We start from the raw sequence: 20,912 nt of genomic DNA on the forward strand, positions 1-20,912 counted from the left end.
AGCGAGTTTAAAATCATTGAGGCGAGTGGAATGAAATTTAGCTTTTGACTTCTAAGCCTAGATTTTTTGCTTCGTTTTTCATCAATGGAAAAATGAAGAAGAAGGAAGCTTGAAAGCAGGACCTTCAAAGCTTGTAGAAATGTTGAGTAAAAGTTGACGATAATCTAGTTTACAGAATTCTCAATAGGTACTAAGTCAAAAATAATTGATAATTAATTCTTAGTGCTTATATAAAAAAGCTGATTCATTGACTTGGATCAGCTTTTTTTCCAAATAAAACATTCCAATTCACATTTCATTTCAAAAACACTCCTAACTTTGCAGCATGAAAAAATCTCTAGAATTATTAGCACCCGCAAAAAACATTGAAATTGGATTCTCAGCGATCAACCATGGCGCTGATGCAGTATATATTGGACCAAAAGCATTTGGTGCAAGAGACGGTGTGGGCAACACTATTCAAGAAATTGAAAAATTGACCAAACACGCCCACCGTTTTAATGCAAAGATTTTTGCCACTATGAACACTTTGCTGTTTGATCATGAATTGGATCAAGCACACCAACAAGCTTGGGATTTATATCATGCTGGTGTCGATTCTCTGATCATTCAAGATATGGGTCTTTTAGAGATGGACCTTCCTCCTATTCCTTTGCACGCAAGTACTCAAACGCATAACTATGATTTGGAGAAAGTGATGTTCTTGGAAAAAGTGGGCTTTGATAGAGTCGTTTTGGCCAGAGAGCTTTCGATCAAACAAATTCAAGAAATTGGAGAAAAAACGAACGTAGAGCTTGAAGCATTTGTAGCTGGAGCACTTTGCGTAAGTTTGAGCGGGCAATGCTATATGAGTAATAACGTTGGTGATAGATCAGCCAACCGCGGAGCTTGTGGACAACCTTGTCGTTTGCCTTATGATTTGGTGGATAATGCTGGACAAAAGTTAGCGAATCAAAAACACTTGCTTTCATTGAAAGATCTTAATCTAAGTGATTATGTATTGCCATTGGCAAGAGCCGGTGTGAAATCTTTTAAAATTGAAGGAAGATTAAAAGATGAAGCTTATGTAAAAAACATGGTCGGCAACTTCAGAAAGCGCATCGACTTTGTTTTAAATAAATATGGAGATGAGTTTGTAGCGGATTCACAAGGAAAGGTGACATTAGGTTTTGATCCTGCTCCTGAAAAAACTTACAACCGTGAGTTCACCACTTATTTCTATGAAAAAAGAAAAGATACTATTGCCAACTTTGATACACCGAAAGCCATTGGTGACCGAATTGGTGTAGTGAAAGAAATAAAAGCCAATCAATATCTAATAGAAACAGATAAAAAACTGATCCCTGGTGATGGTTTATGTTTCTTGGATAAACATGAGAAACTTCAAGGTATGAAAGTGGAACATGTGGATGATAAAGGCTGGATCAAAACTTCTTTGGTAATGGGAGTTCGTGTTGGTGCTGAGATCTTCAGAAACTTCGACCAACAATACAACAAAGAACTAAAGAGTGAAAAAACGGTTCGTAAGATTGATGCCAACATCCATTTAGATTGGAAAAACCATCAGGTGGACTTATCTATTGAAGATATTTACGGTAACAAAATCACGCATCATTATAAAGAACCTTTTGAATTGGCTTCCAACAAAGAGAAAGCAATTCAAAACTTAACCAAGTCATTGAAAAAATCGGGTAACACTATTTTTGATGTCATCAATGTAGAACTTCCTGGAGGCGATATTCCGTTTATACCAGGTGGAAAGGTGAATCAATGGAGAAGAGATCTTATTGAAGCTTTAGAAACCAAAAGGAACGATAGCTATAAACAACCGTCAAGAATTAATACAGAGATTGATGACACATATCCTTTCTACCAAAAGAAATTCGATCATCATGGTAATGTATTAAACCAAAAAGCAAGAGAATTTTACACTCGTCATGGTGTAGAAGAAATTGGTGAAGGTTTTGAAGGACGAGAAGATAAAAGTAAGCTACGTTTGATGACGACTAAGCATTGTTTACGTTATCAAATTGGTATGTGTGATGAGCACGAGACTTTTGTTACACCTCCAGATAATGTGCAGTTCCCTCTTTTCTTAAAGTACAAGGACGTTCGCTATAAGTTGAAGTTCAATTGTAAAGATTGTGTCATGCTTATTGACGATGCCCCTGAAGAAGAGGTCGCCAAATAATAAACGAAGTCTAAAGAATCCCAAATCAAAGTAATATGATTTGGGATTTTTTATATCAGACGCTCTCCATCACCCACGATTTAAATCGTGAGCTATTCGATGACTGCTAGAAGAGATGAAAATTCTCAGATGATTCAACATTCAGAAAAAATACAGTCGAAGATTTTCATTTTCAAATTCAATGCTTTAGAATAAAATAGAGAGGTAAATCCTCACAAAATCCCACAATTTTAATCATGGATCTAAGGATGATAGCAAAAACTATCTCAAATGATTTGATTCTTAATCATTTCGTATTACATTGAAAGAGCTTAGAGCATGTTTGAAATAGCTCTTAACGAAATTATAAAACTGACTGTTTAACGAATCTCATGAAAAACCTTCAACTTTATCATAGAAAAGTCATCCAACGTCTTATTGAAGACAGACGATTTACTGTCGCAGAAATTGCGGAAGGTTTAGAGGTCTCTCCGTCTACGATTTACCGTGAGTTAAAAAGAAATACCAATCCAAAAACCAAAAAGTACGAAGCAGAATATGCTCATAAATTATTTTTAGCAAGAAAGAAATACGCCGGTTCCAAAAAGAAAAACCCATTCAGACATCACCCAAGAAGAAAAAACGATTACCAACTCTACGCCCAAAGACGATGGATCTACTGGTATTCTGATCAGTATTATAAACTAAAATTACCCAATAGGTGGAAAGACGACTTCCATGTTACCAAAAGATATGCTTACCGCCTTGGTAAAAAGTATTTCAATCACAACAACGATTGGGAATACTACGATCTTTGGATGGAACATCTCCAACTCCTCAGAACACAGAAAGCACAACCCAGTACCAATTATTATTGGATGCGTGAACTGATCAAAGATCGACCACAATTCAAACTCTGGAAGAACCCAACCGTTCTGAAATGGAAGACCTACGTCTAATCCATTCATTTTTCATTAAAATTCATCTCAACTCACCTATTTCCACTCACTTCACTCCACAATTTTTCACAAGACTCCCTCTTCAGGGATTTTTTTATGCCCAAATTTTCCAAGGTCACACCAAAAATCAACAATTACTTGAACTTGAAAGGATAATTTGCATTTGCTCACGAATTGATTTGAAAAAAATATTTATGAGTGCCAATCTATTCAAGAAAAACTTTTTAAATGGATAAGTCTAAGCTATGAGTAACCTATTCTATATTTTTCCAAGTATCGAAAGAATATTTTTTCATGTAATCTTGATAAGTGACAATAAGAAGTTTTTTTTCAACTCATTTACTTAGAGAATGGTGTAGATCTAGGATCTGTACAATCCCTAAATGAAACAAAAACTCCCTTTTGATAATTTGTAATATATATTAGAATTGTAACGTTTCGGGTTTGAATATTTAAAGTTGTTTATTACTTTAAAGGAAGTAAACTATTTTACTAATGGATAAACGCCATGGTGTATTAAAAAGTATAATGTGACATAATGGTGTTTATCACATGTTAGCAACAAGGCAAAACCAAAGAATGAGCAAACTTCTAAATATAATATTCTTACTCTTCATTGCTGTTTCTTGTAAACCGCAAAACGCAAATTTGAATGCAACAGAATCTGATAGCTTCAAACGGATTATGGGTGAAAATTCTTGGGGGTTTGTTAATCAAAATGGAGACACTATAATACAACTAAACAAATACAAATTTCTCAATCCAATTGATGAAGAAGGAATGATCTTAGCCCATTCAAATGGAAAAAGTGGCTACATTAATATAAAACAAGACACACTAATTCCATTCATCTATGATGATTTAAGTGTTTTTTCTCACGGACTTGCACCAGCAAAGAAAAATGGTAAATACGGTTATTTAGATAGAAAAGGTAAAGTAGTAATACCGTTTAAGTACGAAAACGAAAGCCACTTTTATAAATGCAGATTGGCAAGTGCTAAGTTAGGTGGTAAATACGGATTTATTGACCAAAGTGGCAATGAGATTATTCCTATCCAATTTGAGAAAGTTAGAAGCAACGAAATCGATTCATTGGTTTGTGCAATGAAAAACGGAAAATGGGCATTTTTTTCTTGCTCAGGCAAACAATTGACTGACTTTAAATACGATAAAATAACTGAATCATATTACGATGATAGAAACTACACTTATTTTCTAAAAGGTTTATGTCGGGTAGAAAAAGACAGCAGAGTTGCATATATCGATAATGAGTTTAACGAGATTGTCCCTTTTGGGGCTTATGAGGTAGGTGAGTCATTCCGAAATCATTTAGCAATTGTTGCACAAAACGGAAAATATGGAATTATAGACACGTTGGGAAAAACCATAGTTCCATTGAAATATGACTTTATTGAGCATCCTACTGAATATTCTAATGAGTCTAACCTTTTCGCTATAAAAAAAGGTCAAAATATTCAACTTTTAGATAGTAACGCAAATCCAATAACAGATTTTGACATTAAGGAATTAGAGTGGGATAGCTACAAAACAGAAGATTCATATCAAAGATATTTTGTCTTAACTAACAGTTCTGGTATGGCAGGAACAGTTTCGGACAAAGGCTTCATCGAAATACCATTTGAATATCAAGAAATAAAACCTTTCGATGGCAATAAAGTAACTTATGCAAAGAAAAATGGTAAATATGGATTAATCGATTACAACGGAAAGGTCGTTATACCATTTGAATTTGATGATGCATATTCCCAAAAGTTCTTTAAACATTATGTGTTTGAGAAAAACAACAAAGTTGGGACATTTGATGAAAATGGTAATCAAATAATCTCGTTTTCATACGAGGATATTACACCAGTTTTTTATGATAAAAATGAAAGATTCATCGTTCAGCAAAAGGGGCTATTTGGTGTTATTGACATAAATGAAAACATAATTATCCCAATTGAATATGAAGAAATATCTAATTGGGTAGAATATGGACCAAAAGAGCATTTCGTAACTAAAAATGGTAAAAAAGGATTGATAAGCAGAGATGGAGAAATTGTAATTCCAACCCAATATGATGAGATTTTTGTAGACAACTCAAAACTAATAAAAGTAAAAAAAGATGGCCTATATGGAACAGTTGATTGGAATAACAAAATAATCCATCCTATCAAATACGAACAGATTTTGTGGGAATGGCCATATTTGACACAAGAATCATTGGACACAATTTATGTCAAAGAAAATGGAAAATACTTTTCTACGGATACAAACGGAAATGTTATCGATTCAAAAGTAAGCAAGAAGTTGATTGTCGAAAAGTTCGGGTATTTATTGGAAAATGAATAAAAAGCCCAGTTGCTAATCGAGTAGAGCGCCGCTAGGCGATTAGCCTAGCGGAGACCCTCTCACACCACCGTACGTACGGACCTCGTATACGGCGGTTGATTACCGTTCAGCTAATTTCCTGTAAATATCGAGCATAGAAATATATCCTCTTTTCTCCAGTCTCTCTAAGGTAATGGTGGTAATAAGAATAGGACTTTGAGCTACTGCCCATCCGCCTTTCCTCGTTCTGCTCCAAGCATAAGCCTGATCATAAGATATTCCTAAACGCATTAAGTTTTTGCGTTTTCGTTCCACCTTTTTCCAGTGTTGCCAGATGCAGTACCGGAGCCTGTTTCTTACCCATTCATCTACCTTTTTAAGTTTTCGCTTGATGTTTCCCAAACTAAAGTAATTCACCCAACCTCTTTGGATTTCTAAGAGCTTCTTGATGCGTTCATCAAAACTCATGGGAGTAGTTTTTCGAGTTACCTCTTTGAGACTTGTCTTCAACTTTTTCCATGAATCACGTTTAGCAACAAGTTGATATTGTCCTTTTGAACCTTTCTTATAGCTCGATACAAAAGCGTAGCCAAGTACCTCAAAATCTAGAGGACGACGTTTCCCGCTTTTCTCTCGATTGATTGGTAGTTTTAGGATATCCCGTAGAAATACATATACATTATTTCCTACACGTTTTGCCGCTTTTTCGGACTTCACATAAATACTAAAATCATCTGCATACCTCACAAAACGAACACCTCGTTCCATTAGAAAGAGATCCAGTTCATGAAGCAGGATATTAGAAAGAAGTGGACTTAGCGGTCCTCCTTGCGGAACACCTTTTCGCCTTTTCTTCAGTTTTCCTTGAATCATGATCGGCGCTCTTAGGAATTTACGGATCAGTTTCATGGTAGTAGGACATTTGATTCTTTGGTAGATCAATTGCAGTAAAATACTGTGATCCACTTCATCGAAGAAGCTTTTAAGGTCGATATCAATGATATGTTGATAACCCTCGTTAATGTAGGATAACGATGTTTGAAGTGCATCATGAGCACTTTTGTTTGGACGGAAACCAAAGCTGAATGCTGAGAATTCCTTTTCGAAAATAGGAGATAATACTTGGTGCAGTGCCTGCTGAGTGAGACGGTCTTGTACCGTAGGAATCCCCAAAAGACGTGTTTTCCCGTTCGGTTTAGGAATCTCCACACCTTTTATAGGTTGCGGTAGATACTGCCCCGAAAGTAAACTCGTTTTGGTGTCATCCCATGTTTTCTGAAGATGGAAAAAGAGTTGAGCCACCGACATTTTGTCGATTCCTGCACTTCCTCCATTACGGTAAACACGCTGATAAGCACGTTTCATATTTACTTTAGACACTACTTGTTCGATCATTTTACAAAAAAAATTAAAAACCTAGTCCTGCTTTGTAAAGGCTAGCGTATTCTTCTTCTGCTGAATCAACAGAATACACCTCCATTTTCAATTAAGGACACTGTAACCTTCGGTCCTTCAGCGAGGTGAGTTCTCCGAAACTTGTCGGTACTTGTATCGCTTACTATGACCTCTGCTGACTTCTCTTGTTGAACCTGCAACCAAGAGATCTCCCCAAGTAAGGACACCTTCTTTCCATTGATCCCTGCGACATCTACATAAACAGCACTGTGTTGCGAATTACAGCGTGATTCCCACGTTCGGACTTCGTAATGATGTGCTTACTCATCCTACCGCCTATGCCTCATATGTCGTTTTTGTTCATCAGTACCAACTTTTGCCGTTTGACTTACTTCAGTGCATTCCTCACGGAAAACCACCTTGTCACGTGCTAATGCTTCGGGATCGTACTCCGCGCATAAGGGACTTGCACCCTCTAGAAGATTGAACTATATTTAGAAAAATATAGATCGTGCCCATTTTGGGCACACACAATGGCTATAAACAATTGGGGCGAAAGTGATAAAACGAAATAAAAAACATAAAACAAAGGTCAGTGCTAAACCGAAAAATTAGGGCTTAAAATCCCCAACTGTTCATAGCCTAGACCGTTGTATGCAAGGCGGGAAAAAGAAACGACAGTGCAATTATGAAGGAATTTTTGTTTTGTCAACCTCGCAAATAACAGGAAAGCCAACGCACATTTGGCACATTTGCAAGCTCTGACACACTGGCTGATGCTTCAGCTTGCAAAAGAACCAAATTTTCACCAACGCACTTTGTGGATATAAATTCAGTTTCCGTATATTTAGTGATTATTTAGTATTGTAGGTGTTAATTGTAATTATGTCAAAAGAAGAACAAATAGAATTAGAAGAAAAAGTCTTAGAATTAGACCAAGATACAGCTATTGAAGATGAAGGAGATGGAAGTATATATCCTTATGACCCTGAGTTCGGAGATATTGATATCAGCGACACTCCATTTTCAGTATTTGAATATTTGCGCAAATTAGAAAATGGGAGAATTACAATACAACCTGATTTTCAGAGACATCAAGTGTGGAAACTCAATCAAAAAAGCAGATTTATTGAATCTATTCTTCTTAATTTTCCCTTACCACCTATTTACCTAAATGAAACTGTTGAATCTAATTATATTGTGATTGATGGTTTACAAAGGACAACTTCATTATATGAATTTTACAAGGGAAAATATGCTTTATCTGGATTAGAAGCTTTACCGAAATACAATAATTATTATTTTAATGACTTACCAGCATATTTACAATCAAAATTTGAAGACAAAAAACTTACGGTATTTAATTTAAAACCTTCAACACCAATGGTTGTTGTTTATGACTTATTTAATAGAATAAACACGGGAGGCACACAACTAAATAGACAAGAAGTTAGAAATTGTATATTCATAGGTAAATCTACAGAACTTCTTAAGCATTTGTCAGAACAAGATTACTTTAAAAGAGCTATTGATTGGGGGGTTAAGGATACTAGGATGAAAGACCGTGAAGTCATTTTACGCTATTTAGCTTTTAGGTGGTTTGATTATCAAACAAGATATGTAGGAGATATGAGTGGATATGTTGAGTCTGCCATGAAAAAAATTAATAGAATGGAAGATAAGCATATTTCAACTATTGAAAAAGATTTTGAAAGAGTAATGAAATGGACTTTTAAAATATGGGAAAAAGCAAATTTCAGAATACCGACTGATTATACAAGAGGTACTATTAATACTGCCATTTTTGAAACTGTTGGATGTTATATTTCAGAAAAAACAGATGAGTTTTTAGAGCATAACACTTTAATTATAAAAGAAAATTACTCTCAACTAATTAAAGATACTGAATATTATGATGCTGTTTCAAGAGCCACAGGAGGTAAATCTAAAGTAATGCTTCGATTCGAGTTAGTACACAAAATATTAAATTCTGGAACACATGCTTAATCAAATAGTATTACAAAATTTTAAATGCTTTCAAGAAGCAACTTCATTTGAAACTTCTAAGCTTAATTTATTGACAGGAATAAATGGAAGGGGTAAATCTACCCTTTTGCAGTCAATATTATTACTTGCTCAAACTGCGAGGAACGATTCAAACCTAAAGAATCTAATAATAAATGATGAATTGCTTCATTTAGGTAATTATGATGATTTAAAGAATAGTGAAACACCTCGTGGTGAAAATATACATATCAATTTTAAGTTTGATTCCCAAATCATTTCAGAGGCTAGAATGCAATTTAGTGAGAATATTGATAAACCATTACTTGCAAGCTGTGTGCTAACAGAGATTCATTCAAATGGAGTGAAATCTATAATCGAGCCTCAAAAAGAAAACTCTAATTTTATACTCCAAGAACTTACAGGAAAAATTAAGAAAACACATTTTGTAAGTGCAGATAGAATGGGGCCTGTTAAATATGTTGACAAAACTAACATTCCAGATTTTATAAATGTTGGGTCACGTGGTGAACAAACAATTAATATACTAGCTGATTACCTGAACTTAGATAATGTTCAGGATAAATTGTATCGAGGAAATGATGCCCCTCATTTATTACAACAAACAACTGAATGGTTAAATTATATTCTGGAAGGTGCGAAAATAAGGATTGACGGCCAAGATAAAACTAGTAGTGTTTTAACCATGTTACTAAATAACAAAAATAATTCATACAGTTATAAACCTGCAAATGTTGGTTTTGGCTATAGTTATATCTTACCATTAGTAGTAACGGGTCTAATTGCTAAACCTGGCGAAATTATTATTATTGAAAATCCAGAAGCACATTTACACCCTAGAGCACAATCAAGGATTTCAGAATTCTTTTCAATTGTAGCCTCATGTGGTATTCAAGTTTTTATTGAATCTCATAGTGAACATATTCTAAATGGTCTTAGGGTTGGCACGCTGAATCCTGAAATTGAAATCAACCATAAGGAACTAGCCATTCATTATTTTAGTGAGAACTTCAATTCTACAAAACTTGTGATGGACAAAAAAGGAAAAATTTCCAATTGGCCAAATGGTTTTTTTGACCAGCAAGAAATTGATTTATCAACCATTTTTAAATTATCTCGCTAATTTATGATAGCTGAGTTATATATAGTTCCTCAATCTTTTACTCATAATCCTGACCTGTCGTTGGAGGAAATTGAATCTAAGACTCAAGCCTTAGGCAATGATTTTATTTATATTAAACAATATTCTGACACTAATCGGTTAAAGGTTCATTCAGATATTTATAATGTTGAATTTCTTGAAGATATATTATTAATGGATTTATTATTTAATCCTGAAATAAGTACAACGATTGACAGGGATACAAGGGTAATGCTTCAAAAAATTATTGTTGAATCTGAGGAGACGGAAGATAATATTAATGATGTGATAGATGTCCTTCTTCCGAGTCACAATCAAAATAATTGTTATGGACTTATTAGTTTTAACCGAGTTGATAATATTGCTCCAGAATTTCAAATAGTTTATAATTTAAGTGGCTGGTTTCAATTTAGGAGGTATTTCTTAGGCTTATACCCCAAAGATTCTGAGTTTTTTATTGATGAATGTTCGAAATACTTTCCCAATTTGATATTTCATGAGAGGAACAAGACTAGTGTTAGGACAATAATACAGAATTGTTCAAATAAAATAATCTATCATTTATCAGCATTAAATGATAGGTTTAGGGACTCAGAGATTGATGGGTTTAATCGAACTAAAATACTAGAGCATTTTAGCATAGCTCAAAATCTTGATGAAAAAGCATCACCAGAGGGAGATGCCTCTCGGAAGAAAGATTTTACATTTAAATTTCAAAACGATTCTGGACAATTTGAAGATGTTTGTTGTGAGCCTCATTTAAAATTATGTTATAATGATAATTATCCAGGAGACTCATCTTATTCAACAAATAGAAGAATATATTTCCATGAGGGAAAAGAAAATATAGAAGGAGGTCGAATTTTGATAGGTCATATTGGAGGCCATTTATAAATCATAGTATAATGCCAACTCTACTACTTATCCATACACATTGCCAAGTCGCTTAAAAAAGCCAACGCACAAACCAAAACTTGTCAACGAGTATTCCTGCCCAAACGCACGGGATGATTGCCGACCTTTATAAAACAAAAATAAGTACATAAATGAAACGTAAGTAATTGAAAATGAATAAAGCCCAGCATACAGTCGAGTAAGCTAGGGGAATCTCACCCCTAACTTCTCACAGAACCGTACGTGAACCTCTCAATTCATACGGCTCTTGTTATACAGAGTATTATACTACAAGAAGCTATAACCTAATGACCAATGATAAAATAAGTTGGGGTAATCCCGAGCTATTTTCCTCAGAAAGTGAGACGCTTTTACGCTACTATTTCTAAGACTTTTATACTTGTTCATCGACCAACTCATTAAACGTTGATGAAGATAAAAGAAGACAGGAGATAAACCCTTTAAGCGTACTTTACCGTAATAATTCACCCAACCTCGAATAATGGAATTCAGAGTTTGAGCTATTTGTTGAATTGTACCTGCAACCAAGAGATCTCCCCAAGTAAGGACACCTTCTTTCCGTTGATCCCTGCGACATCTACATAGATGGTACTGTGTTTCGAATTACAGCGTGATTCCCACATTCGGACTTCGTAATGATGTGCTTACTCATCCTACCGCCTATGCCTCATATGCCTCGCTTCGCGATATCCTTTCGAACTCTCGTTCTCAGGAGTGTCCAACAGTACCAACTTTTGCCGTTTGACTTACTTCAATGCATCCCTCACGGAAAACCACACCTGCTAATGCTTCGGGATCGTACTCCGTGCATAAGGGACTTGCACCCTCTAGAAGATTGAACTATATTTAAAAAAATATAGATCGTGCCCATTTTGGGCACACACATCAACTAAACTCCAATCACGGTTGACACAACCGCTCACGAGTTTAGTAATCACGTTGTGCTTCATTAAACCAGAGAGTATGCTTGACTTTTATCTAATATCTGATTCAGCAGTAAAACCAAAGCCAGATAAATTACACAGTTTGGACTATGTGGGTGGATTAGAGTCAGATATATACGACCGTCTTATAAAAAAGGGTATAATTGATTCAAGATTTGATTATTACTCAAACTTTAGATGGGGGAATCAATTGGTCAGACATCTTGATTCTAAAATTAAAGAATTTGGTTCTGATTCAGATGTGTCAGTTCTAAAAAGAATAATTGAGATTGCATTAAGCTCAGGGACTGGTTTAATTGCATACGGAGACTAATAAGAAAAAATATGGCATTCCCTGTAGATGAAAAATACATTAAGGAAACTGAACTTAAAGTAGAGTTTCCAACTGAATATAAGACTAAAATGATTAAAAATAATGGAGGAGAGTTGATTTCTGATGATTATGAATTCGAACTTTATCCATTCTTTGACAAATCTGATAAAAAAGAATTAGTCGAACTTGCAACCACATAGGACTTGAAACCAAAAATGCTAAAGATTGGAATAATTTCCCTGAGAATGCAATTGCAATTGGAGCTGATAGCTTTGGAAATATAATTGTATTACTTCATAATGGAAACGGAATTCTGAATGAGCAAGTATCTTTTTGGAACCACGAAACTGGAAGATGCGAAGTAATAGCAGAGAATATTAATGAACTAGAGGAATAATTAACGAAAGCACAACAATAGCTAATCTCCATCCACCGTTCGACACGCCCGCTGGTCGTAGTTTAGCCATTAAGTTACCACCAATAAATGAAACGAATCTACATATACATAACAGGCTTGATATCAGGGATTATTTTAATGGTTTCCCTTGATTACTTTTTGACAGATTATTCATATGTTGAACTTCAATCTGATTATAAGATTGCCAATGTTGGACTATTGGAGAAAGGAGCTAAACTAAAAATTGAAAAAGGATTTTCTGAGGGTTTTTCGCGATATTCATTATTTCTAAATCTACATGATGGAGAAATTACTAAAATGATTGGTCAGGATAAGAAAAGAGTTGAAATACCGTATTGGCTTATACCAGTGCAACCCGATACATTGATACAGGGTGACCTTTATTTTAAACTGATTAGTTTCGGTAGTTTGTATGGAGTTCCTGACGACTTGAAAACTAAATACATCTCGATGATTGATAGCATTAAACAACTCGACTCTATCCCTCAACAAGACAAAGAGGTGATTGAAACTCATAACATTCTAACCGAAAACGAACTGATTGACAAACCATATTTTCATTTGAAAGTTGACTCTGTTGAAATAATTACTGTTTATCTTGATGAGACAGAATTTGCAGAAATTTCAAAATTCAATAGACAGGAGTTGATCAATGAAGGAAAGAAAATCAAATTGAGTCTACAAGGAAAAATGATAAGAAACGACATATTTTATGCTAATGAGATACATAGATTAGATAAAATTGACGGGAAAACGTATTGGAGAAAATAAATTACTGGTGGTAGTCGAGTAGAGCACCGCTAGGCAGATAGCCTAGCGAAGACCCTCTCACACCACCGTACGTACTCCGAGCTCTGCTCCCACATTTTGAATCTCTTCTCATGAAGATGTACGGCGGTTGATTACCGTTCAGTCAACTTTTTGTAGATCTCGGACATAGAAATATATCCTCTCTTCTCAAGACGTTCTAAAATAATGGTTGTAATAAGAATGGACTTTGAGCAACTGCCCAACCGCCTTTCCTCGTTCTGCACCTTCTTTCCGTTGATCCCTGCGACATCTACATAGACAGCACTGTGTTTCGAATTACAGCATGATTCCCACGTTCAGACTTCGTAATGATGTGCTTACTCATCCTACCGCCCATACCTCATATGCCTCGCTTCGCGATATCCTTTCGAACTCTCGTTCTCAGGAGTGTCCAACAGTACCAACTTTTGACGTTTGACTTACTTCAGTGTATTCCTCACGGAAAACCACACGTGCTAATGCTTCGGGATCGTACTCCGCGCATAAGGGACTTGCACCCTCTAGAAGATTGAACTATATTTAGAAAAATATAGATCGTGCCCATTTTGGGCACACACAATAGCTAATCTCCATCCACCGGGTGACGTACCCGCTGGTCGTAGTTTAGCATTTACGTTGGCAACCATTAAAAATGAACGTAAAAGAAGGAGACATATTCATAACCGAACTTGAGAGAAATTTTTTTGGAGCTTTTAAGGTCATCAAAATTGGGGAATCATTCTTTGAAGGAATAGATGGAGATTTAATGATGCTCGGAATCTTGGATTATGTGGATAAGAAAAAACCACTAATGAATGATGCAAGATTAAATCAAATTCTCCGTTGTAACCGATTTTTCTTCTCAAATAATTATGCAATCAACTTTTATACTAATAATCCAAAATATAATGATTTAAGCAAGTTTGAATATTTGGGAAATAAACCAATGACTGAGCTAGAAATAAGTATTGATTTCAAATTAGGAGATGGAAGAAATGGTAAAAAAGGTGGTTTTCCTTTAGCTGGTTTAATGGAATCTGATTATGGTAAAATAGCTTTTTACGAATGGCGTTGGATTAATGAAAAAGAAGAATTCAAAAAAGAAGTTGAAATAGAAAATGAAAAAGCTCGCCTTGCAAGAGATGAATTTAGGAAACAGTCAATGAAGCCTAAAAAAATGTTGGATGACAATATATTTTGGGAAGTAATAGAGGAAATTGATTGGACAAAAGAAGACGACCTAGAAAGAATACAACCTGCAATTGACTTTTTAGCGAAGACAAAGGTTAGTGAGATAAAACAGTTTCAAGAAAATTTGACCTATAAATTGTATTTACTTGACACCAAAGAACACGCTGAAAATATTGGGGAAGATTCATTCAAAGATGATGATTCATATTTTTCGGTTGACAACTTTCTTTATGTTAGATGTTGTGTGGTAGCTAATGGTCAAGAATATTTTGAAAGTGTATTGAAAAGCCCAAAGGATATGCCGAAGGACATATCCTTTGAGCCATTGCTATATATTGCAGAAGAAGCCTACGAAAAACGTATGAACAAGGAGTTAGAATATGAAACAGGTTGTGATTATGAGACTTTTTCGAATTATAAAGGCTGGAAATAGAAATAAATAACGGTTGCCAGTCGAGTAAGCTAAGGGAATCTCACCCCTAATTTCTCACAGAACCGTACGTGAACCTCTCAATTCATACGGCTCTTGTTATACGGGATACTACAGAAAGCTGTAACCGAAAGACCAATGATAAAGTAACCACCCTCCTACAGTTTTAAAGACATTGGACGGAAACTGAAACAAAGAAAGTCATAAGTTCAACCGCAAATTGTATTTACTCACGAATTGATTTGGAAAAATATTTTTTTGAAGCATTGACCCAATCTTTTGAAGAAATCTCTTCTTGTTTTGTAATACATAAAACTGTAAATTCAAATCGTCTTTCAACAATCTAATTGCAAACTTATTTTTTACAGGAAGTTGAGAGTACTTTTTTCTAATGGATATATTTCATATGGTGTATATACGCTAAATTTTTGGGATAAACGCCATTGTGTTTTTCCAATGTTGTAGGTTATTAAAAACATGAAGAATATTATAATCATACTTTTTCTTTTCGGTGCAATGAAATCTAATGCGCAATCATACAATGAGACAGATTCATTGTACCTTATAGCATTTGAAAAATATTCAATTCAGTTGGATTCATTTTACACTAAATACTCAGAAAATAACGAACAGTATTCGATGATATTTATTGAGAGAACTGATTTGATTAAAAACCTTCCTGATAGCATAGGAGAAAGAAAAATTGTCACTCTAAATAATGAAAATCTAAAAGAGGTCTACAAGAAATATGATTGGAAGTTAATTCAATTGAAAGTCTTTCCTATTGAGATTAAAAAAGGACAAATTGAAATTACATTCATTCCTTATCATGGTGAGATGGATAAGAAAGGAAACCTTAATCTTGGATTAAGTGATTGGACAAATATTTTTTTTCAATATGATTGTAATCAAAAGAAATGGATCTATGAAAGAACTGAAAACGGGGGAATATGAAGACAACCTACAACACTATGTGAAAATGCATTAAAAAAGCATTTTACATTAAACTTTGCCACACATTAAAAAATGAAATCCATAAAATGAACAGAATAATATTGTTGTTATTATTTTTTACTCCAATACTATCATTCGGACAAATAGAAAACCGATGGCAAGCTGATAGTATTTACTTGAATCGACAAGTAAAGAAAGTGTTCGTTTATTTAAATTCTCCAAGAGATTTATCTGAAATTGTGGAATTTGATACTACTGGAAAGAGGATTCGCTCAACAAAATTCAGTGCATCCTATAATAAAAGGACCAGGAAATTTAAACGGATTGATAAAGTAAGTCTCTATGAGTACAACTCGAAAAACAATTTGATTCGAATAATTGATTCATTAAAAACAGATTCTACTACTTTCAAATATGGAAATGATAATAAGTTAATTTCATCTCGAAAGAGATTAGGTAATTTTATTTATGAGACCAAGTACAAACATAATCCTTTAGTGGAGACTACAATCCGAAGAAAGGATTCGGTAATAGTATATAATAAAACGAAGGAGTATGATAAGGATTTTTATGTCAGTAGGTTTTATGGCTTTTATTTAAAACCGAAGCTAAAGAACGTAACTGATACCATAGAGGAAGTTCCAAACACAACTGCTTATAAAGACTATGATAATTATGAAAAATTCAAGGACAATAAGATTATTAAAAATAGTTTTGATGCGAACTCTCGTCTTATAAAATCTGAAATCAAATCTGTATTCTTGAATGATAGAATCAATGAGTATGAACTAAATTACTCATATTATAAGAACGGATTATTAAAAAGTATAAGAGGATATATACCTAGATACTTTAAATACGAATTTTGGGAATAAAAACAGGGGCAACATCAACTAAACTCCAATCATGGTGAACGCAAACGCTCACGAGTTAAGTCATCATATTCTGTACAATTCAGTTGATAATGAAACGATACATAAATTTATTATTCTTACTATTACTTCTGTTTGGTAGTTGTAAAGTAAAACAATCTCAATTGAAATTTAAGAGAATAAATATTAGTGATAATATATATGGGTTAGAATGTGATTATTTCAAAGGAACTATTTTCACAGAAAAATACCTTTTCCCTAAATATTTAAATATCAACCCAAACGTAACTTTTTGGACACCATCTGATTCAGATATTTCAGATATTGAAAATAAATTAAGTCAAAGAATACGTAAATTATCTAAAAATAACCCATTTAATGGTGTTAGTGATTGTCCTAAAATTCATAGAAATATTACTAATTACTATCGACAATATGTCAGCTTTATCAATAACAAAGGGGAAAGAATTATTCAAATATCTTTTTTTTGGGATGAAAATAAAACCCGATATAATTTAAATGAAGATTATACGGAAGTTTTAGATGGCTGTAGTTATTATTGGAAAATTAATTACAATATTGAAACAGAGGAGTTTTTTGGACTAAGCATAAATGGAAAAGCATAAAAAGCACACAACATCAACTAAACTCCAATCACAGTTGACGCAAACACTCACGAGTTTAGTAATCACATTGACCTGCATACTAAGATGAAGAAACTAACATACATATTGATTCTATTTTCTTTGATTTCATTAAATCAAAAAGCATTTGGAACTGCTCAGATTCCTGACTTCTTGATTTATGAAGGTGATACATTATCAATCTATGCAAATCCTCTTGAAAGCTATTTTGATAATCATCCAAGACCCGATAGTTTATTTGATAAAATCGGTTACAACTCTACAGCTTGTTGGAGAGGTTACATTGCCTACTGGGAATTAAAAAATGATAGTTTGTACTTGCTTAAAGTACAGGGAGATTCAACAAGTATTGATTTATCGCTTATTCTTAAAGACAAGGAGACCAATGATAAAATCTTCGCTGACTGGTATAGTTATTCAATCTTAAACCCATACGGAAAATTGCTCCATTATGAACATATGGGATATGGTTCGATTTATGAGTTTGAGAAAGAATTTGTATTTGAAAAAGGTATTGTGACTGATACAAAAATTTACGATAACTCAAAGTCAAGAAAAAGTAAATACACAGAGAATCCTGAATTGCTTAAAAAATATATTAAAGAAAATATTGACTATTCAAATATTACCAATGAACCGTTTAAAAAAGCACGAGTATTCGTTCAGATTTTAAGTGTATCAGAAGATGGGAAAATTGATAGCGTTAATGTTATTCGAGGGTGGGACAATGAAAGAGATAAGGAAGCTGTTCGTGTTGTAAAATCTATTCCTGAGTGGGATGTTTTATACAGGCATGGAGAACAATTTAACCTTATTTGGGCTATACCAGTGATATTTGGAAAAGATGAAGAATAAAAACGTGCCCTAAAAATAAACTATTGTGGGTAAGAGAGGATACTAAAAGGAATTGATTATGCATAAAGAAATATTCGTTACCATTGGAATCTCGATACTAGTGATATCATTATATTGGATAACAAATTCTGGTTATCATTTAATTTATTATGATGAAACATTGGGATATAATCAACCTACTTTCGGTCATGGTATTCCCTATTACCAAATAGTTCTAAAATTCTTGTTCTGGCTAATTATGTTTTTCAGTGGAATAGGACTAATTAAATCAAATAATATCGGTTTATTATTTGGACAGATTGGAATTTCAATCGCAGGAATAATATGTTTTATTTATGTATTGTTATTGACTTTCAAACATAGTAGTTATTCGACAACTATGGTAGTCAACTCAATGAAAAGTGAAATGACATTCTTAGAAAAATGGGAATTCATATACTCACAACCCGTAAAATATTGGACTTTACTCGGACTGATTATTTCGATATTAATTATGATCAGATTTCGAAAATTGTCAAATAAAACCCCAGCCCATCGTAGAGAAAGCTAGAAGAATCTCAGCCTAACTTCTCAAAGAACCGTACGTGAACCTCTCAATTCATAAGGCTCTTGTTATACAAAGTACTACAAGAAGCTGTAACCTAAAAACCAATGATAAAGTAACCACTCTCCTACAGTTTTAAAGACATTGGACGAAAACTCAAACTAAGAAAGTCATCAGTTCAACCGCAAATTGTATTTACTCACGAATTGAATTGATTTTGAAAATTATTTTTTTGAAGCATTGACCTAATCTTTTGAAGAAGTCTCTTCTTGTTTTGTAATACATAAACCTGTAAATTCAAATCATCTTTCAACAATATAATTGCAAACTTATTTTTAAAAGGAAGTTGGGAGTACTTTTTTACTAATGGGTATATAGCGAATATCCGTTAAATTTTTGGGATAAACACCATTATACTCATATAATGTTATATAGAATCATCATCAAACAAACTATGAAAAAACTGATATACTTATTTTTAAACATATTACTTTTCAGTTGCTCAATTGAATCTGTAATTTTATCAGAATCAGCAAGTAAAGGCATTGACGATATCTTAAATTTTTACGGAGGGTACTGTGAATATTCAGTCGGTAAAGTTGTAGCTACTGATGAACCGACAACTACCTATTTTGAAGTGAAACTATCTAAAAGCAAAGGTGTTGAAAAATTTAAAAAAGATTCACAATTTACATCATCCAATATTGCTTATAGACTTTACAGGAATTTAACAAAAGAAGAAAAATCTAATTATTCTGAAATTCGTACAATAATAATTTTTGAAAGTGGAATAACAAAAAAATATGCTTTTAAGACTGATGAGCTAAAGACTGTAGACAACAAAACAAAAACTGTAGATTTGGTTGTAGATTATATAAAAGGATAAGGATTTTGATAAAATTTCTTCAATTCTAAATGATAGTTCTGTTATAGAATATGATAAAGATGCATTAATCACTCAAATGGAAAAAGTTGATTCTAAATTTGGAAATATAACGGATGAAGGGTTTCGGATCTTTGGGTATCGAAAAGTAAAATATAACAGAAAACATAAAAAATATTTAAGGATATCAGGAGCGATTATAAGAGATAATAATTCTAATGAATTTAGTGTTGTAATGGATCCTGAAAAAGAAAATAATGAAGTGCTAACCTTAGAATACGCAATGTAAAAACCATATAATAACAGCTAAAGCTTTATGTTCGGATGACGTACTTTCTCACATAGTTTAGCATTTAAGTTAGGCTAAAAAATGGGTAAACTTTCAAAACAAAAAATTAAAACTAAGTAATGAATTTTCTCTGTAAAACAGTGTTTATGTTTTTTGGATTCATTTTTTTGATCAGTTGTTCTCAAAAGTCTCTTGAGAAAGGAAATCAAATCTATGAATCAGATTTATCACTTTATCGCGAACATGATTCATTTTCTCTACCAACAAAGAAAAGCTTAGATGAAAAGGTGTCACATGTTGTTACAGGTAAAATAATTAGTAGTATTGAATATGGAAATTTTACAATTTATTCTTTAAAAATTAAAGAGGTTTATAAAGGGGCATCAACAGGAGAAATAATTAATTTAATAGAATTGAAAAGAAGTCAAATGTCAACAAAGGTCATTAATGGTGATAGTTATCTTTTCTTTGGCACACTAATAAATAATATAATGAATTCTAAGCCAGTCTTAGAAGGAGCTAGACCAAAGAATAAATTAGATGATTCCAGTATAAATATACCAGTTACATTAGTACTACCACCTCTTGGAAGTATTACATCTAATAAATTCAATTTTGCAAATGCTCTGACAAAGAAAGATTATTCGTTACTAGAAAAATTATTCGATAAAAATAAGAACCTTTTTTATGTAACATCATTCAACTTTCATTCGATGGATAGTTTTGAAGCAAAAAAAATCATCGGATATTATAATTAATTTACTTAGACAAACAATAGCTAATCTCCATCCACCGGTCAACATACCCTCTGTAGTTTAGCAATTTCATTGTGTACCATATAAAGAAAACT

General features: G+C 33.5%; 20 protein-coding genes. 18 read left to right on the forward strand and 2 right to left on the reverse strand.

Annotation, left to right across the window (positions count from 1 at the left end):
- The first annotated feature begins 325 nt into the window (after positions 1 to 325).
- From AVL50_RS16885 to AVL50_RS16895, 3 genes are all read left to right on the forward strand, one after another.
- Positions 326 to 2,191, forward strand: coding sequence for a U32 family peptidase (locus AVL50_RS16885; RefSeq protein ID WP_062617676.1), 1,866 nt, complete (start codon positions 326 to 328; stop codon positions 2,189 to 2,191).
- A gap of 371 nt (positions 2,192 to 2,562) precedes the next feature.
- The gene (locus AVL50_RS16890) at positions 2,563 to 3,129 is read left to right on the forward strand and encodes a helix-turn-helix domain-containing protein (RefSeq protein WP_062617677.1); all 567 of its coding nucleotides are present in this window, start codon (positions 2,563 to 2,565) and stop codon (positions 3,127 to 3,129) included.
- Between the two features lie 579 nt (positions 3,130 to 3,708).
- Positions 3,709 to 5,481, forward strand: a complete 1,773-nt coding sequence (locus tag AVL50_RS16895) for a WG repeat-containing protein (RefSeq protein WP_172826864.1) — start codon at positions 3,709 to 3,711, stop codon at positions 5,479 to 5,481.
- A 99-nt stretch (positions 5,482 to 5,580) separates the two neighbouring features.
- Here AVL50_RS16895 and ltrA read toward each other — a convergent pair whose 3' ends face one another.
- Positions 5,581 to 6,855, reverse strand: a complete 1,275-nt coding sequence (ltrA, locus tag AVL50_RS16900; protein ID WP_062615818.1) for a group II intron reverse transcriptase/maturase — start codon at positions 6,853 to 6,855, stop codon at positions 5,581 to 5,583.
- Between the two features lie 885 nt (positions 6,856 to 7,740).
- Here ltrA and AVL50_RS16905 point away from each other — a divergent pair.
- The 3 genes from AVL50_RS16905 to AVL50_RS16915 are packed head-to-tail and all read left to right on the forward strand — an operon-like array spanning position 7,741 to position 10,915.
- The gene (locus AVL50_RS16905; protein ID WP_062617679.1) at positions 7,741 to 8,862 is read left to right on the forward strand and encodes a DUF262 domain-containing protein; all 1,122 of its coding nucleotides are present in this window, start codon (positions 7,741 to 7,743) and stop codon (positions 8,860 to 8,862) included.
- Positions 8,855 to 10,003, forward strand: coding sequence for a DUF3696 domain-containing protein (locus AVL50_RS16910; protein WP_062617680.1), 1,149 nt, complete (start codon positions 8,855 to 8,857; stop codon positions 10,001 to 10,003). The genes AVL50_RS16905 and AVL50_RS16910 overlap by 8 nt, the downstream gene beginning before the upstream one ends.
- A 3-nt stretch (positions 10,004 to 10,006) precedes the next feature.
- On the forward strand, positions 10,007 to 10,915 hold the full coding sequence (locus AVL50_RS16915) for a hypothetical protein (RefSeq protein WP_062617681.1): 909 nt from the start codon (positions 10,007 to 10,009) through the stop codon (positions 10,913 to 10,915).
- 288 nt (positions 10,916 to 11,203) lie between these two features.
- Here the strand turns inward: AVL50_RS16915 and AVL50_RS33845 are convergent, their stop codons facing one another.
- Positions 11,204 to 11,464, reverse strand: coding sequence for a group II intron maturase-specific domain-containing protein (locus tag AVL50_RS33845; protein WP_082795877.1), 261 nt, complete (start codon positions 11,462 to 11,464; stop codon positions 11,204 to 11,206).
- Between the two features lie 435 nt (positions 11,465 to 11,899).
- On the opposite strand from AVL50_RS33845, the gene AVL50_RS16920 reads away from it, so the two are divergent.
- The 12 genes from AVL50_RS16920 to AVL50_RS16975 all read left to right on the forward strand — a co-directional run bounded on the left by AVL50_RS16920 (position 11,900) and on the right by AVL50_RS16975 (position 20,820).
- A complete protein-coding gene (locus AVL50_RS16920) occupies positions 11,900 to 12,193 on the forward strand; it encodes a hypothetical protein (RefSeq protein WP_062617682.1) in 294 nt (97 codons plus the stop codon).
- Positions 12,194 to 12,204: 11 nt separating this feature from the next.
- The gene (locus AVL50_RS33525; protein WP_216639056.1) at positions 12,205 to 12,393 is read left to right on the forward strand and encodes an SMI1/KNR4 family protein; all 189 of its coding nucleotides are present in this window, start codon (positions 12,205 to 12,207) and stop codon (positions 12,391 to 12,393) included.
- The gene (locus AVL50_RS33850; protein ID WP_371259042.1) at positions 12,390 to 12,590 is read left to right on the forward strand and encodes an SMI1/KNR4 family protein; all 201 of its coding nucleotides are present in this window, start codon (positions 12,390 to 12,392) and stop codon (positions 12,588 to 12,590) included. The genes AVL50_RS33525 and AVL50_RS33850 overlap by 4 nt, the downstream gene beginning before the upstream one ends.
- Before the next feature lie 87 nt (positions 12,591 to 12,677).
- Positions 12,678 to 13,382, forward strand: a complete 705-nt coding sequence (locus AVL50_RS16930) for a hypothetical protein (protein WP_157491373.1) — start codon at positions 12,678 to 12,680, stop codon at positions 13,380 to 13,382.
- Between the two features lie 670 nt (positions 13,383 to 14,052).
- Positions 14,053 to 15,024, forward strand: coding sequence for a DUF4240 domain-containing protein (locus tag AVL50_RS32775; protein ID WP_062617684.1), 972 nt, complete (start codon positions 14,053 to 14,055; stop codon positions 15,022 to 15,024).
- A 474-nt stretch (positions 15,025 to 15,498) separates the two neighbouring features.
- A complete protein-coding gene (locus tag AVL50_RS16940) occupies positions 15,499 to 15,975 on the forward strand; it encodes a hypothetical protein (RefSeq protein WP_157491374.1) in 477 nt (158 codons plus the stop codon).
- Between the two features lie 86 nt (positions 15,976 to 16,061).
- Positions 16,062 to 16,850: a hypothetical protein gene (locus AVL50_RS16945; RefSeq protein WP_062617686.1), complete on the forward strand. Its 789-nt coding sequence runs from the start codon at positions 16,062 to 16,064 to the stop codon at positions 16,848 to 16,850.
- A gap of 89 nt (positions 16,851 to 16,939) precedes the next feature.
- Positions 16,940 to 17,473 carry a hypothetical protein gene (locus AVL50_RS16950; RefSeq protein WP_157491375.1) on the forward strand — a complete coding sequence of 178 codons (534 nt, stop codon included), beginning with the start codon at positions 16,940 to 16,942 and terminating at the stop codon, positions 17,471 to 17,473.
- A gap of 84 nt (positions 17,474 to 17,557) precedes the next feature.
- Positions 17,558 to 18,346, forward strand: a complete 789-nt coding sequence (locus AVL50_RS16955; protein ID WP_157491376.1) for an energy transducer TonB — start codon at positions 17,558 to 17,560, stop codon at positions 18,344 to 18,346.
- A gap of 998 nt (positions 18,347 to 19,344) precedes the next feature.
- Positions 19,345 to 19,776, forward strand: a complete 432-nt coding sequence (locus AVL50_RS16965) for a hypothetical protein (RefSeq protein WP_157491377.1) — start codon at positions 19,345 to 19,347, stop codon at positions 19,774 to 19,776.
- Positions 19,777 to 19,852: 76 nt separating this feature from the next.
- Positions 19,853 to 20,062, forward strand: a complete 210-nt coding sequence (locus tag AVL50_RS16970) for a hypothetical protein (protein ID WP_062617691.1) — start codon at positions 19,853 to 19,855, stop codon at positions 20,060 to 20,062.
- A gap of 146 nt (positions 20,063 to 20,208) precedes the next feature.
- Positions 20,209 to 20,820, forward strand: a complete 612-nt coding sequence (locus AVL50_RS16975) for a hypothetical protein (protein ID WP_062617692.1) — start codon at positions 20,209 to 20,211, stop codon at positions 20,818 to 20,820.
- Positions 20,821 to 20,912 lie beyond the last annotated feature (92 nt).

Origin of the sequence: Flammeovirga sp. SJP92 (genome assembly GCF_001583495.1) — a bacterium.
Taxonomy (GTDB): Bacteria; Bacteroidota; Bacteroidia; order Cytophagales; family Flammeovirgaceae; genus Flammeovirga.